This is a genomic window from Aeromicrobium sp. UBA7512, assembly GCF_002476985.1.
GTDB lineage: Bacteria > Actinomycetota > Actinomycetes > Propionibacteriales > Nocardioidaceae > Aeromicrobium > Aeromicrobium phoceense.
Window position 1 is genome coordinate 852,376 of sequence record NZ_DLNK01000007.1, and the last position, 14,372, is coordinate 866,747.

At 72.1% G+C, this 14,372-nt stretch carries 13 protein-coding genes and 1 pseudogene; 12 read left to right on the forward strand and 2 right to left on the reverse strand.

Going from position 1 to position 14,372, the window contains the following annotated elements; genetic code table 11:
• The 5 genes from B2363_RS15015 to B2363_RS15035 all read left to right on the forward strand — a co-directional run bounded on the left by B2363_RS15015 (position 1) and on the right by B2363_RS15035 (position 3,643).
• On the forward strand, positions 1–489 hold the full coding sequence (locus B2363_RS15015; RefSeq protein ID WP_286931135.1) for a type II toxin-antitoxin system PemK/MazF family toxin: 489 nt from the start codon (positions 1–3) through the stop codon (positions 487–489).
• On the forward strand, positions 486–1,460 hold the full coding sequence (locus B2363_RS15020) for a YihY/virulence factor BrkB family protein (RefSeq protein ID WP_286931137.1): 975 nt from the start codon (positions 486–488) through the stop codon (positions 1,458–1,460). The genes B2363_RS15015 and B2363_RS15020 overlap by 4 nt, the downstream gene beginning before the upstream one ends.
• A 75-nt stretch (positions 1,461–1,535) precedes the next feature.
• A complete protein-coding gene (locus tag B2363_RS15025) occupies positions 1,536–1,931 on the forward strand; it encodes a cold-shock protein (RefSeq protein WP_286931139.1) in 396 nt (131 codons plus the stop codon).
• A gap of 3 nt (positions 1,932–1,934) precedes the next feature.
• Positions 1,935–2,852, forward strand: coding sequence for an AEC family transporter (locus tag B2363_RS15030; RefSeq protein ID WP_286931141.1), 918 nt, complete (start codon positions 1,935–1,937; stop codon positions 2,850–2,852).
• 68 nt (positions 2,853–2,920) lie between these two features.
• Positions 2,921–3,643 carry a DUF3027 domain-containing protein gene (locus tag B2363_RS15035; protein ID WP_286931143.1) on the forward strand — a complete coding sequence of 241 codons (723 nt, stop codon included), beginning with the start codon at positions 2,921–2,923 and terminating at the stop codon, positions 3,641–3,643.
• A gap of 37 nt (positions 3,644–3,680) precedes the next feature.
• Here B2363_RS15035 and B2363_RS15040 read toward each other — a convergent pair whose 3' ends face one another.
• Positions 3,681–4,133: a hypothetical protein gene (locus tag B2363_RS15040; protein ID WP_286931146.1), complete on the reverse strand. Its 453-nt coding sequence runs from the start codon at positions 4,131–4,133 to the stop codon at positions 3,681–3,683.
• A 41-nt stretch (positions 4,134–4,174) separates the two neighbouring features.
• Here B2363_RS15040 and B2363_RS15045 point away from each other — a divergent pair, with 41 nt between their 5' ends.
• Together B2363_RS15045 and B2363_RS15050 are read left to right on the forward strand one after the other, a co-directional pair.
• On the forward strand, positions 4,175–5,230 hold the full coding sequence (locus B2363_RS15045) for a hypothetical protein (RefSeq protein ID WP_286931148.1): 1,056 nt from the start codon (positions 4,175–4,177) through the stop codon (positions 5,228–5,230).
• Between the two features lie 4 nt (positions 5,231–5,234).
• The gene (locus B2363_RS15050) at positions 5,235–5,753 is read left to right on the forward strand and encodes a gamma carbonic anhydrase family protein (RefSeq protein ID WP_181752897.1); all 519 of its coding nucleotides are present in this window, start codon (positions 5,235–5,237) and stop codon (positions 5,751–5,753) included.
• A gap of 75 nt (positions 5,754–5,828) precedes the next feature.
• Here B2363_RS15050 and serC read toward each other — a convergent pair whose 3' ends face one another.
• Positions 5,829–6,944 (reverse strand): phosphoserine transaminase, encoded by a 1,116-nt coding sequence (gene serC, locus B2363_RS15055; RefSeq protein ID WP_286931152.1) that lies wholly within the window; start codon positions 6,942–6,944, stop codon positions 5,829–5,831.
• Positions 6,945–7,018: 74 nt separating this feature from the next.
• On the opposite strand from serC, the gene B2363_RS15060 reads away from it, so the two are divergent.
• The 5 genes and pseudogenes from B2363_RS15060 to B2363_RS15080 all read left to right on the forward strand — a co-directional run bounded on the left by B2363_RS15060 (position 7,019) and on the right by B2363_RS15080 (position 14,255).
• Complete coding sequence (locus tag B2363_RS15060; protein ID WP_286931154.1) at positions 7,019–8,803, forward strand: methylmalonyl-CoA mutase family protein; 1,785 nt, start codon at positions 7,019–7,021, stop codon at positions 8,801–8,803.
• A gap of 23 nt (positions 8,804–8,826) precedes the next feature.
• A pseudogene (gene scpA, locus B2363_RS15065) lies at positions 8,827–10,908 on the forward strand (methylmalonyl-CoA mutase); the annotation flags it as partial.
• 68 nt (positions 10,909–10,976) lie between these two features.
• Positions 10,977–12,365 (forward strand): hypothetical protein, encoded by a 1,389-nt coding sequence (locus B2363_RS15070; protein WP_286931156.1) that lies wholly within the window; start codon positions 10,977–10,979, stop codon positions 12,363–12,365.
• 66 nt (positions 12,366–12,431) lie between these two features.
• Positions 12,432–13,415 carry a methylmalonyl Co-A mutase-associated GTPase MeaB gene (meaB, locus tag B2363_RS15075; RefSeq protein ID WP_286931158.1) on the forward strand — a complete coding sequence of 328 codons (984 nt, stop codon included), beginning with the start codon at positions 12,432–12,434 and terminating at the stop codon, positions 13,413–13,415.
• A 45-nt stretch (positions 13,416–13,460) separates the two neighbouring features.
• Positions 13,461–14,255, forward strand: coding sequence for a transglutaminase-like domain-containing protein (locus tag B2363_RS15080; RefSeq protein WP_286931160.1), 795 nt, complete (start codon positions 13,461–13,463; stop codon positions 14,253–14,255).
• Positions 14,256–14,372 lie beyond the last annotated feature (117 nt).

The window sequence follows — 14,372 nt, forward strand, 5'->3', positions numbered from 1 at the left end:
GTGGCGCGATCGAGGCTTCCGGCCGTCCTGCGACGGCTGGTGGCGATCGGCCGTTCCGTCTCGTCCTCGTCGTCGCCGGCCGCGGGCACCTCGCGTGTCCCGGCCGGCCTCGACACGACGTGGTCCGGCAACCACGACGGCCGGCCCGATCCGGGTGAGATCGTCTGGACCTGGGTGCCCTACGAGGACGACCCGAGCCAGGGCAAGGACCGGCCCGTCCTGCTCATCGGACGCCGCGGCGACGGCACCCTCGTCGCCCTCCAGCTGACCTCGCGGGACCACGACCGCGACGCGGCGCAGGAGGCGCGCGCCGGCCGCTTCTGGATGGACATCGGGTCGGGCCCCTGGGACGCGCAGCGACGCCCCAGCGAGGTGCGGCTGAACCGGCTCATCCAGGTCCGCGAGCAGGACGTCCGGCGAGAAGGAGCGGTGCTTCCCCGCGAGGTGTACGAGCGCGTGTTGGGAGCTGCGCGACAATACCTGCCATGAACATCGTCGCCGGGATCGACCGCTTCCAGCGGCAGCACCCGGTCCTCGGGTTCCCGATCGCGGTGATCTACAAGTTCTTCGACGACCAGGGTCCGTACCTGGCGGCGATCATGACGTACTACTCGTTCATCGCGATCTTCCCGCTGCTGCTCATCGCCTCGTCGGTGCTGGGCTTCGTGCTGCAGGACGACCCCGACCTCCAGCAGCGCCTGCTCGACACGGCGCTCGCCCAGTTCCCGATCGTCGGCGACGAGCTCGGCCGCCCGGGCGGGCTCACCGGCAGCACCTCGGCGATCGTCGTGGGCTCGCTCGCCGCGCTCTACGGGGCGCTCGGCGTGGGCCAGTCCACCCAGAACGCGGCCAACGTGGCGTGGGGCGTGCCGCGCAACAGCCGCCCGAACCCGATCATGATGCGGCTGCGCAGCTTCGTCGTGCTCGGCATCGGCGGGCTGGGCATCGCCGTCGTCGCGATCCTGCAGTCGATCGTGGACAACCCGGAGGTCGTCGGGATCGACCACCTGCCCGACCTCGGCCTGGTCATGCGCGTGGTCGGCTTCCTCGTCTCGTGGGGCATCTTCATCACCGTGTTCAAGCTGGTGAGCCTGCGCCGCGCCTCCTGGCGGTCGGTGCTGCCGGGGTCCCTGTTCTGCGCCCTCGGCTGGCAGGTCCTGCAGTACGTCGGTGACGCCTACGTGCAGGGCGTCATCGCTCGGGCGACCTCGATGAACCAGACCTTCGCCCTCGTGCTCGGCCTCATCGCGCTGCTGTTCCTGCTGACCTCCACGATCGTGCTGGGCCTGCAGATCAACGTCGTGCGCCGCCGCCACCTCTACCCGCGAGCGCTGCTGACGCCGTTCACCGACAACGTGGTCCTGACGGCCGGCGACCGCCGCGCCTACGCGCAGTACGCCCGGATGCAGCGGCACAAGGGGTTCCAGACCATCTCGGTCGACTTCGACGACGAGGCCTGAGCGGCGCGACCGCCTCCGCGGCGGCGAGCCGACTAGACTGCAGGGGTCGCACTCCGAGAACGCAAAGGAACGGTCATGCCCACCGGCAAGGTCAAGTGGTACGACCCCGAGAAGGGGTTCGGTTTCCTCAGCCGCGAGGAAGGTGAGGACGTCTACGTCCGCTCCGACGCGCTGCCCGACGGCGTGACCACCTTGAAGGCCGGCACGCGCGTGGAGTTCGGCATCGCCGCCGGCCGCCGCGGCGACCAGGCCCTCCAGGTGCGCGTGCTCGATCCCACCCCCTCGGTCTCGCAGGCGCAGGCCCACGCGCGACGCAAGTCGCCCGAGGAGATGGTCGTCATCGTCGAGGACCTCGTGAACCTGCTCGACGGGCTCGGCGAGGGCTACCGTCACGGTCGCCACCCCGAGGGCAAGCGCGCCCGCCAGGTCGCGCAGCTGCTGCGCCGCCTCGCCGCGGACCTCGACGCCTGACGCGTGACTGGAGCTCTCGAGGGCTTCGCGGTCATCGGCGCGTTGATCGGTGTCGGGTACCTCCTCGCCGCGACGCGGGTGCTCGACGAGTCCAGCCAGGTGGTGCTCGCGCGACTCGTCTACTACGTCGCCACGCCCGCCCTGCTGATCGAGATCCTCGGCTCCACGGACCTGGCCACAGTCTTCGGGCCGTGGTTCCTCGTGGCCGCGATCGGCGTGGTGGCGGTGCTGCTGGTCTACGTGCCGTGGGCGCGGTGGCGGGGTCATTCCGGCAAGCACGTCGTGGTGGGCGGTCTCGCCTCCTCGTTCGCCAACTCGGGCTACCTGGGCCTGCCGATCGCGGCGTACGTCGCCGGTGACGTGGCCTTCGCGCTGCCCACGATCATGCTGCAGCTCATGGTCATGACGCCCGTGGCGGTCACGCTCCTCAGCATGGAGGAGGGGCGCCGGGTGACCCCGTGGGGGTTCGTGCGAGCGGGCCTGAGCAACCCCGTCTCGATCGCGGCGATCCTGGGCGTCGCCCTGTCGCTCGCCCACGTCGACCTGCCGCGGTTCGTCGACGAGCCCATCTCGCTGCTGGGTGCCATGGCGATCCCGTCCGCGGTCCTGGCGTTCGGCGTGGCGCTCCGGTTCGGTCCCAGGATCGGTCACGGCAACCGGAGCGAGGTCGCCTTCGTGACGGTCCTGAAGATCCTCTGGCAGCCTCTCGTCACGTATCTCGTGGCCCGGTACGGGCTGGGCCTGGACGCCTACGAGGTCGCCGGCGTCACCGTGATGGCGGCCCTCCCGACGGCCCAGAGCGTCTTCGTCTACGCCGCGCAGTTCGGTCGCGGCGAGGTGCTGGCCCGCGACAGCGTCGTCATCACGACGGTGGTCTCCCTGCCCGTGATGGTCCTGCTGGCGGCGGTCCTGGTCCCCTGAGGCGGACACCGGCGCGCGCGGCACGACCGGGGTTGGTCGGGTGTGGCGCGGTGGGGGACAATCGGACCATGAGCACGGCGACCTCTCCTGCACGCGCGGCCCTCGACGACAGTGTCGACGACGGCACGGTCGGCGACCACCTCGGCAGCACCGAGGAGGCGCCCGGTCTGGTGACCGAGCGATTCGCCTGCCTGCTGCCCGGCTATCGCGGCTGGTACTGGGCGGTCAGCGCCTCGGTGCTGGACGACCAGGTGACCATCAACGACATCGTGCTGCTGCCCGGTGACGAGGCCATCGTCGCGCCGGCGTGGACCCCCTACCGCGAGCGCGTCCGTCCCGGCGACCTCGGTCCCGGCGACGTGCTGCCGCCCGAGGAGGACGACATCCGCCTCGTGCCGGCGTGGTCCGACGGCGACGGCGACGAGACCGGTGTCGTCGACCGCCACTTCGCCCGCGAGATCGGCCTCGGCCGCGAGTGGGTGCTCTCGATCGAGGGCCGCGAGGATGCCGCGGAGCGCTGGTACGAGGGCGAGTCCGGTCCGGACACCCCGATCGCCAAGCAGGCGCCCGGCGTGTGCGGGACGTGCGGCTTCCTGGTCTCGCTGGCCGGCGACCTCTCCGACCGCTTCGGCGTGTGCGCGAACAAGATGGCCAACGCCGACGGCCGGGTCGTCGCCCTCACCCACGGCTGCGGTGCCCACTCGGGCACGCGCCCCAAGCGATCGGCGTCGGCGTCCAAGCTGCCCGACCCGGTGCTGGACTCGACCCGGGCCGAGCTCGAGGAGTTCTGAGCCCGTCGTGCGGGGTGTGATGCGAGGCCGGACGGCCTCAGCTCCGGCGACGGCGTCCGGTGGGGCGCTCCGGGGCAGGGTCCGTGGTCGCGGCCGGTGCGGCCTGCGGCTCGGCCGGCGCCGCCTCGGTCACGATCTCCTCGGGGAGCTCGTCGACGGGGATCACGGTCTGCAGCGGGGCGGTCGCCGCGCGCTCGGCGAGGGCGTCGCGACGGCGCTTGCAGAACTCGATGCCCATGAGGCCCAGGCCGAGTCCGGCGAACGCGGTCCACAGCCACCACGTGCGGCCCTGGTCCTGCAGGTTGCCCCAGAACGGCAGCAGCGCGAGCGCCACGACGCCCCAGGCGATCGTGCCGATGGTCATGGTGCGGACGCCGTCGACGTCCATGGGCTCGACCTCGGCGACACGGTGGGTCGTCCTGCCGAACTCCAGCTCCGTGACCTCGGGACGGCCCAGGTCGGGGATGCGGGAGCGCTTCTCACGGGCCATGACTCCACGATAACGCGAGCCGTCCAGCCGCAGGAGGCCCTGTGAACCCCCGTCGTCGCCGGCTGCTGATCCCGGGACTGCTCGTCGCGCTGATCGTGGTGGTCGTCGTGACCTCCTTGATCGACCGTGCCGACGCCGCCACCGACAAGCCAGTCGCCGTGCTGGGCGACGCCCGCATCACCGAGTCCAGCGGCCTCGCGGTCAGCTCGGCCCACGACGGACTGGCCTACACCGTCAACGACTCCGGCAACGCCCCCGAGGTGTTCGCCGTCGACCTCTCGAGCGGCGACGTGGTCGGCGTGACCACCGTGCGGGCCGACTTCCGCGACGTGGAGGCGCTGGCCCTGCGCGACGGCACGCTGTGGATCGGCGACGTGGGCGACAACCGCGCCGAGCGCGACGACCTCGCCCTGTACGCGATCGACGAGCCCGGTCGCGCGAGTGCCACGGTCGCTGCGCAGCGGTACCCGGTCGCGCTCGCCGGAGGCCCCGCCGACGTGGAGGCGCTCCTGGCGCCTCCGGACTCGGACCGCCTGCACGTCGTCACCAAAGCGGTCGGTGATGCCGCAGTGATGACGCTCGACACGGGCGACCTCGACACGAGGTCGACCACCGAGTTCGAGGCCACCGCCTCGGGCCTGCCCGCGCTGGTCACCGACGGCGCGTTCTCGCCCGACGGGAGCCGGGTGGCCCTGGTGTCCTACGGCTCGCTGTGGACGATCGATCCCGCCGACTGGTCCATCGTCGGGAGCGGCCCGCTTCCTCCGCTCGAGCAGGCCGAGACGGTCGCGTTCGTCGACGACGACGACGACGCCGTGCTCGTGGGCACGGAGGGAGCCGACTCGCCGCTGTACCGCCTGGACCTGCCGGTCGGCTCGGCCTCGGCCGGCGGACCCGCGACCGTGGCCACCTCGGTCCCCGAGCCGTCGGTGTCGCCCGCGTCGGCCGAGGTGGCCGCGGCGAGCAGCACGGGCGTCGCGGTCGACACCCGCACCGTCGTGCTCGGCGGTCTCGGTGTCGCTGCACTGGCCGTCCTGCTGGTCGTCGCGGTGCGGCGCCGGGGCCCGTCGGGAGGCGCACGCCGGGCGATACGGTGAGCGCATGAAGATCGCTCTCGGAGACAGGTCACCGCAGGTTCACGAGTCGGCGTTCGTCGCCCCGAACGCCACCCTGGTGGGATCGGTCGTCCTCGAGGAGGGCTCCAGCGTCTGGTACGGCGCGGTCCTGCGCGCCGACAACGAGCCGATCACCATCGGCCGCGGCAGCAACGTCCAGGACAACTGCGTCTTCCACGTCGACCAGGGCAAGCCGCTGACGCTCGGCGAGGGCGTCTCGGTGGGCCACGGCGCGATCATCCACGGCGCCACCGTCGGCGACCACGTGCTGGTGGGCATGGGCGCCACGATCCTCAACGGCGCCGAGATCGGCGACGAGTGCCTGATCGCCGCGAACGCCCTCGTGCCCCAAGGCGCCGTCATCCCGCCGCGCTCCCTGGTGGCCGGTGTCCCCGGCAAGGTGCGCCGCGAGCTCACCGACGACGAGGTCGCCACCCTGCACCTCAACGCCTCGATCTACGAGGAGCACCGCGAGCTGCACCGCGGCGCCACCGTCGTCGACTGAACGAGGTTCCCTGTCACTTCACGAGGATCGCGAACCTCGCGAAGTGACAGTTTCCCCGGTTAACCGGGGAAACCGTCAGCCCGCCGCGAGCCGCTCGACCACGTGGTCGATGCACCGCGTGAGGGCAGTGACGTCGTCGGGGTCGATGGCGGGGAACATCGCGATGCGCAGCTGGTTGCGGCCCAGGCCGCGGTAGCCGGCGACGTCGACGATGCCGTTCTCGCGCAGGGCCGCCACCACGTCGGCGGCGTCGACGCCCTCGAGGTCGATCGTGCCCACGACGAGCGAGCGGTCGGCCGGGTCGGGGACGAACGGGGTCGCGTACGAGCTCGCCTCGGCCCAGGCGTAGAGCCGCTGGGACGAGTCGGTCGTGCGCGAGACCGCCCAGTCGAGGCCGCCGTTCGCGTTGAGCCACTGCACCTGCTGGTCCATGAGGAAGAGCGTGGCGACGGCGGGGGTGTTGTAGGTCTGGTCCTTGAGCGAATTGTCGATCGCGACGGGCAGGTCGACGAAGCCGGGGATGTGGCGCCCCGACGCCTTGATGCGGCGGGCGCGCTCGATCGCGGCGGGGGACATGAGCGCGATCCACAGCCCGCCGTCGGACGCGAACCCCTTCTGCGGCGCGAAGTAGTAGACGTCGGACTCGGCCACGTCGACCGGCAGGCCGGCGGCGCCCGACGTGGCGTCGACCAGGACCAGCGCGCCCTCGTCGATGCCGACGGGGCGTCGCACCGAGGTCATGACGCCGGTCGAGGTCTCGTTGTGCGCCCACGCGTACGTGTCGACGCCGGCGGTGGCGTGCGGCTCGGGGTGGGTCGAGAAGTCCGACTCGATGATCTCGGGGTCGTCCAGGAAGGGTGCCGCGGCGACCGCCCGGGCGAACTTGGTCGTGAACTCACCGTGCACGAGGTGCTGGCTGCGTCGCTCGACGAGCCCGAACGTCGCGGCGTCGAAGAACGCGTGCGAGCCGCCCACGCCGAGCACGACCTCGTACCCGTCGGGCAGCGAGAACAGGTCGGCGAGACCGGAGCGGATGCTGCCCACGAGCGACTTCACCGGCGCGGCGCGGTGGGACGTGCCCAGCAGCGTGTCCCCGCTCGCGGCCAGGGCGGCGAGCGCCTCGGGTCGCACCTTCGAGGGACCGGAGCCGAAGCGCCCGTCGCGGGGCAGGAGTTCGTCGGGGATCTGCACGGCGCCATTCTCGCAGGAGTCCGTCGGACGATGCGTTGAACGGTCGCCCGAAGCAGGCGGCTACCATGCGACGCATGGCAGCAGACCAGCCCGTGGTGCCCCTGGCCGAGGGCATCGAGCACGACCTGTCGGAGTGGGAGAAGGCCACCGCGGCCGTCCTGCGCAAGACGCGTCGCCTCGCCGAGGACGCCCCCGACACCGACGTGTGGGAGGCGCTGACGACCACGACCCTCGACGGGCTCAGCATCACCCCGCTGGGCACGCGCGAGCTCGTCGCCGACGTCCCCGAGACCGGCCTCCCGGGCGAGGCGCCCTACACGCGCGGCTCCGGCACCGCCGATCCCGAGCTCGAGGGCTGGGACGTGCGCGGTTGGTTCACCGACCCCGACACCACCGCCGACCACCTCACCACCGAGCTGGAGAACGGCGGCAACTCGCTGTGGCTCACGGTGGGGGAGCGCGGCATCGCCGCCGATCGTCTCGCCGAGCTGCTGGAGCCGGTCTTCCTCGACCTGGCCCCCGTCGTGCTCGACGCCCCCGAGGACCCGGTCGCCGCGGCCGAGGCCTTCGTGGCGGTCTGCCGCGACAAGGGCGTCCAGCCGCACCCGCTGACCAACCTCGGCGGTGGCGGCCACGATCTCGACGTCCTCGTCCGCGTGGCCACGCTGGCGAAGGAGGCGGGCGTCCGCGGCGTCGTCGTCGACGCCAGTGCCCTGCACGACCAAGGCGCGTCGGAGGTCCAGGAGCTCGCCTGGTCGATGATGGTCGCGGTCACGTACCTGCGCGCCCTCGAGGCCGCCGGGTTCACCACCGACGAGGCCGCCGCCCAGCTGGAGTTCCGCTACGCGGCCACCGACGAGCAGTTCCCGACCATCGCCAAGCTCCGCGCCGCACGCACCCTGTGGAACCGGGTCGGCGAGCTGAGCGGCATCGGCGAGGCGGCCCGCGCCCAGCGCCAGCACGCGGTCACGTCGCGCCCGATGATGGCGCGCTACGACTCCTACACGAACATGCTGCGCACCACCGTCGCCGGCTTCGCCGCCGGCGTGGGCGGCGCGGACGCGGTCACGGTGCTGCCGTTCGACGAGCCGCTCGGCCTGCCCACCCCGTTCAGCCGCCGCATTGCGCGCAACACCTCGAGCCTGCTCATCCACGAGTCGCACGTGGCCAAGGTGGCCGATCCCGCCGGCGGCGCGTACGCCGTGGAGAAGTTCACCGACGACCTCGCGATGGCCGCGTGGGAGCTCTTCGCCGAGCTCGACGGCCTCGACGAGCTGGAGGGCGTCGCCGACCTCGACGCCGCCGCCGACCGCCTCGTGCCGCTGGTGCAGGCCGTGCGCGACGACCGCGCCCTGCAGATCGCGCGCCGCGAGCGCCCGATCACGGGCATCAGCGAGTTCCCGAACTCCGCCGAGACCCTCCCCGAGCGCCGGCCCTACCCGGTCGCTCCCGACGTGTTCCGGTACGCCGGCGAGTTCGAGCAGATGCGCGACGAGCCCGTGGCGCAGCCGGTCTTCCTCGCCACGATGGGCCCGATCTCCGCCCACACCGCCCGGGCCACGTTCGCCATCAACCTGCTGGCCGCCGGCGGCATCGGCATCGGCGCCGCGGGTGCCACCGCCGGGGTCGACGAGGCCGTCGACAAGTACCTCGAGGCCGGAGCGCCTCCCGTGGTCTGCCTCGCCGGCACGGATGCCGTGTACGGCGAGTGGGGTGCCGACCTGGTCGCCGCGCTGCGCGAGAACGGCGCCTCGTACGTCTTGGTCGCCGGCAAGACCGACCTCGGCCAGGACGCGTCGGCCGCCATGGGCCTCGACGCGCTGGCCTTCCTGCGACAGATGCGTGAGGTGCTCGCATGACCACACCGAAGTCCTTCGCCGGCGAGCCGTGGCAGAGCCCGGAGGGGATCCCCGTCAAGCGGCTCTACACGCCCGCCGACCTCGAGGGCCTCGACGCCCTCGACACCTACCCGGGCATGACGCCGTTCCTGCGCGGTCCGTACCCGGCGATGTACACGACCCAGCCGTGGACGATCCGCCAGTACGCGGGCTTCTCCACCGCCGAGGAGTCCAACGCGTTCTACCGCCGCAACCTGGCGGCGGGCCAGAAGGGCCTGTCGGTCGCGTTCGACCTGGCGACCCACCGCGGCTACGACTCCGACAACCCCCGCGTGGTGGGCGACGTCGGCATGGCCGGCGTGGCGATCGACTCGATCTACGACACGCGCACGCTGTTCGACGGCATCCCGCTCGACCAGATGAGCGTCTCGATGACCATGAACGGTGCCGTGCTGCCGGTGCTGGCGCTCTACATCGTGGCGGCCGAGGAGCAGGGCGTGAAGCCCGAGCAGCTGGCCGGGACCATCCAGAACGACATCCTCAAGGAGTTCATGGTCCGGAACACGTACATCTACCCGCCGGCGCCCTCGATGCGGATCATCTCCGACATCTTCGCGTACACGGCGGCGCGGATGCCGCGGTTCAACTCGATCTCGATCTCCGGGTACCACATCCAGGAGGCCGGGGCGACGAACGACCTCGAGCTGGCCTACACGCTGGCCGACGGCGTCGAGTACATCCGCTCGGGCCTCGACGTGGGCCTGGACATCGACGCCTTCGCTCCGCGCCTGAGCTTCTTCTGGGCGATCGGCATGAACTTCTTCATGGAGGTCGCCAAGCTGCGCGCCGCCCGTGCCCTGTGGGCCCGGCTCGTCAGCGACTTCGACCCGAAGAACCCCAAGTCGCTGAGCCTGCGCACCCACTCGCAGACCTCGGGCTGGAGCCTCACGGCGCAGGACGTCTACAACAACGTGCAGCGCACCGCGATCGAGGCGATGGCGGCCACGCAGGGCCACACCCAGAGCCTGCACACCAACGCCCTCGACGAAGCGATCGCCCTGCCCACCGACTTCAGTGCCCGCATCGCGCGCAACACCCAGCTGCTGCTGCAGCAGGAGTCGGGCACGACGCAGACGATCGACCCGTGGGCCGGCTCGTACTACGTCGAGAAGCTGACGCACGACCTCGCGAACCGCGCCTGGGCGCACATCCAGGAGGTCGAGGCGGCCGGCGGCATGGCGAAGGCCATCGACGAGGGCATCCCGAAGATGCGCATCGAGGAGGCCGCGGCCCGCACGCAGGCCCGCATCGACTCGGGCCAGCAGGTGGTGGTGGGCGTGAACACCTACCGCGTGCCCGACGAGGAGCCCTTCGACGTGCTCAAGGTCGACAACAAGGCCGTGCTCTCGTCGCAGATCGCCAAGCTCGAGCGCCTGCGCGCCGAGCGCAACGACGACGACGTGCAGTCCGCGCTCGACGCGCTGACGAACTCGGCCGAGCGCGGCGCGCGCCGCGACGGCTCGCTCGAGGGCAACCTGCTCGACCTGGCCGTCAACGCCGCGCGCGCGAAGGCCACGGTGGGCGAGATCAGCGACGCGCTGGAGAAGGTCTACGGGCGCCACCAGGCCGTGATCCGTACGATCTCGGGTGTGTACCGCAGCGAGGCCGGCCAGTCGGGCAACATCGCCCGGGTCATCGAGGCCACCGACGAGTTCGAGCGCGCCGAGGGCCGCCGCCCCCGCATCCTCGTGGCCAAGATGGGCCAGGACGGACACGACCGCGGCCAGAAGGTCATCGTCACGGCGTTCGCCGACATGGGCTTCGACGTCGACGTGGGCCCGCTGTTCTCCACGCCGGAGGAGGTCGCCCAGCAGGCGGTCGACGCCGACGTCCACGTCGTGGGGGTCTCGTCCCTCGCGGCGGGTCACCTCACCCTGCTGCCCGCGCTGAAGGCGGCGCTGGAGGAGCAGGGCCGTCCCGACATCATGGTCGTGATCGGTGGCGTGATCCCGCCCGACGACGTGCCCACGCTCAAGGAGATGGGTGCGGCCGAGGTCTTCCTGCCCGGCACGGTCATCGCCGACTCGGCACTCGACCTGCTGGAGAAGCTGCGCGCGCAGAGCTGATCCCTCGGGCGACCCGACGCCGGCTGTCGACGCTGGGCTGCAACTCCCAGTTGCACTAGTCTGTGGCGGTGGACACCCGCTCGGACACCCGGCTGGACACTCGCCTGGACACTCGTCTCGACTACATGGACCACGCCTCGTACCTGGCGTTCCGTGCCCTCGGTCATCACCCGACGCTGCACTACACGTGGGTCTACGACCGCGCGGTCGACCTCGACGCGCTGCGCCGCCTGTCCGACCGGCTCCACCAGGGGCGGTTCGCCCGCGTCGTCGAGGCGGCACCGGGGTGGGGCGGGCGGCCCCGCTGGGTCCGCCCCGACGCGCCCGTGCCGATCGAGGTCGAGCCCGCCATGCGGCCCCGGTCGCAGATCGAGCAGTGGTCGGTCGAGGTCTCGCGGCGGCCCATCGATCCGGGCGAGGGACCGCCGTGGCGCTTCGGCGTCCTCCGGCTCGACGACGGCGGCAGCGCGGTCGCGATCGTGGTGTCGCACACGGTCACCGACGGCGTGGGGGTGCTCCTGGGACTGCGTGAGGCCGTCGAAGGACTCGACCTCGGGCTGGCGTATCCGCGCCGCGGCGAGCGAGCCCGGAGCCGCCTGTCCCACTGGCGTGAGGTCATCGGGTCGCTCCCCGAGAAGGTGCGGGCCCTCCGTGCGGTCGTGCGTCAGATGCGTGCCGAGCGGAGCCTGCCGCACCGGGCCTCGGCGGCGGCGCTGCCCGTGGCCACACCCGTCGCGGAGTTCACCGCGCCCGATCCGCCGGTCCGCGACGGGGCCGCCCGCGTCGTGACCTTCGTGTCCGAGGCGTCGTGGGACGCGTGCGCGGAACGGCTCGGTGGCACCTCGAACGTGCTGGCCTCGGCGCTCGCCGCGCGGCTCGGGCTCGACCTGGGTCGGGTGCAGCGGAACGGCACGGTCAACCTGACGATCCCGGTCAGCGTGCGTGAGGGCGACGACGACCTGCGGGGCAACGCCCTGTCCTCCGTCGTCGTCACCCTCGACCCGGCCGAGGTGACGCACGACCTGCGCCCCGCGCGTGCGGCGATGAAGGCCGCGCTGAGCGCCCGGGACGCGAACCAGCTCCCGCTGCTGGCGGCCCTGCCGCTCGTCCCCTTCGTGCCGGTGTGGCTGCTGCGCCGCCTCGAGCGGTTCGCCCTGGGGGCCGACGTCAATGCCGTCGGCTGCTCCAACCTCGGGCGCGTGACCGGGCCCGTCGAGCTGATCGACGGGCGGCCGTGCCAGTACGCCTGGGGTCAGTTCAACGAGCCCGGCCGGCCCACGGCCGAGCTGGCCCGGATGGGTGGGCAGGGGTTCCTGGGCGTCACCTTCTCGGGCGGTCGCGTCGTCATCAACGCGGTGGCGTTCCGCCCCGGCGCGGACAACTCGGACGAGGCGCTGCTCGCGATCGTGCACGACGTCATCGCCGAGTTCGGTCTCGGCCCGCCCCTGCCGTGGTGACGGCCCCGCCCGGCGTCGTCGTGCTGGCGGCCGGGTCGGTGGAGGCCACGCCCTAGACTCGCACGCGTGGTTGACGTCGACAGGGTGGTGCAGGGCGTCCGCGCGGGCCGGCGGGCGGAAATCTCACGTGCGATCACGCTGGTCGAGTCGCGCCGAGCCGATCACCGGGCGGCCGCGCGCGAGGTGCTGGCCGAGCTGGCCGCGGCGCCCGACTCGAAGGTCGGGGGAGCGGTCCGCGTCGGCATCTCCGGCGTTCCGGGCGTGGGCAAGTCCACCTTCATCGAGGCCCTCGGCGTCCACCTCACCGAGCGCGGTCACAAGGTCGGCGTCCTCGCCGTGGACCCCTCGAGCGTGCGCACCCGCGGCTCGGTGCTCGGCGACAAGACCCGCATGGTGCGCCTCTCCACCGACCCGAACGCCTACATCCGCCCCTCGCCGAGCGCGGGCAGCCTCGGTGGCGTCGCCCGCGCCACCAGCCAGGCGCTGACGGTGCTGGAAGCGGGCGGCTACGACGTCGTGCTCGTCGAGACGGTCGGCGTCGGCCAGTCCGAGATCACCGTGGCCGGCATGGTCGACACGTTCCTCTTCCTCACCCTCGCGCGCACCGGCGACCAGCTGCAGGGCATCAAGAAGGGCATCCTCGAGATCGCCGACGTCATCACGGTCAACAAGGCCGACGGCGAGCGGGCCCGCGAGGCCGAGGGCACCGCGCGCGAGCTGGCCGGCGCGCTGCGCCTGGTCTACGCCGGCACGCAGGACTGGGTGCCGCCCGTCCTCACCTGCTCGGCGCTGGAGGGGACCGGCATCGACACCGTCTGGAGCCGCGTGCTGCGCCACCGTGAGTTCATGGGCCACCGGGGCGTCGCGGAGAAGCGCGCGCAGCAGCAGCTCGACTTCACGTGGGCGCTCGTGCGCGACGAGATCGAGCAGCGCCTCGCCACCGACGCGTCGGTGGCACAGGTCCGTGAGCGGGTGCGCGAGGAGGTCCTCGCCGGCACGCTCTCACCGGCCGCCGCCGCCGACGAGATCCTCGGCGCCTTCGACGCCTGACGTCGCCGGATCGCGGCGTCGGGGTGCCCGTGCCAGCATGGTGCGGTGAAGCGCACCGTCACGGCCCACCTCGAACTGCACGCGTTCGACCGCGCCGACCTCGTCCTCTCGATCGCCGTCGCGGCGAACGTGGCCACCTCGAGCGAGTCGTTGCGGGTGGTCCAGGACGGTGCCGAGCTCGAGGCCCGCGAGATCGCCGGCCGCCACGAGACCCGCCTGCACCGGATCGACGCGCCCGCGGGCCCCATCACGATCGACTACGAGGCGGTCGTCGACGGTCATGCCCGGCCGATCGCCACGGAGGAGCTCGACATCATCGAGTACCGGCGTCCCAGCCGGTACGCGCCCTCGGACTCGCTCTTCGCGATCGCGAAGGCCGAGTTCAAGGGCCTGTCCGGCAAGGACCTGCTCGACGCGGTGACCTCCTGGGTCGGCACCCACCTGTCCTACGTGCCCGGCAGCAGCCGACCCACCGACGGCGCCGTGCAGACGATGCTGAAGCGCCAGGGCGTGTGCCGCGACTACGCGCACCTGGTCATCGCCCTGCTGCGCGCGCACGACGTTCCCGCGCGCCTCGTCTCGGTCTACGCCCCGGGGCTGCAGCCGATGGACTTCCACGCGGTCGCCGAGGCCTACGTCGACGGTGAGTGGCACGTCGTGGACGCCACCGCGCTGGCCCCGCGCGAGACGATGGTCCGCATCGCCACCGGCATGGACGCCTCCGAGACGGCCTTCCTGTCGCAGCACCACGCCGCCGTGAACCTCAACAGCATCAACGTCACGGCGGTCGTGGACGAGCTGCCGCGCGACGACGTGACCGAGCTCGTCGCGCTCGGCTGAACCGAGAGGTGAACTCGCAGTGACACGCCGAAAAGAACCAGCGGACTAGTTACAAAGAACTAGCGGATGGGTTAGTCTTCCCTCAGCGACCGCCGCGTCGTCGCATCACCTCGGGGG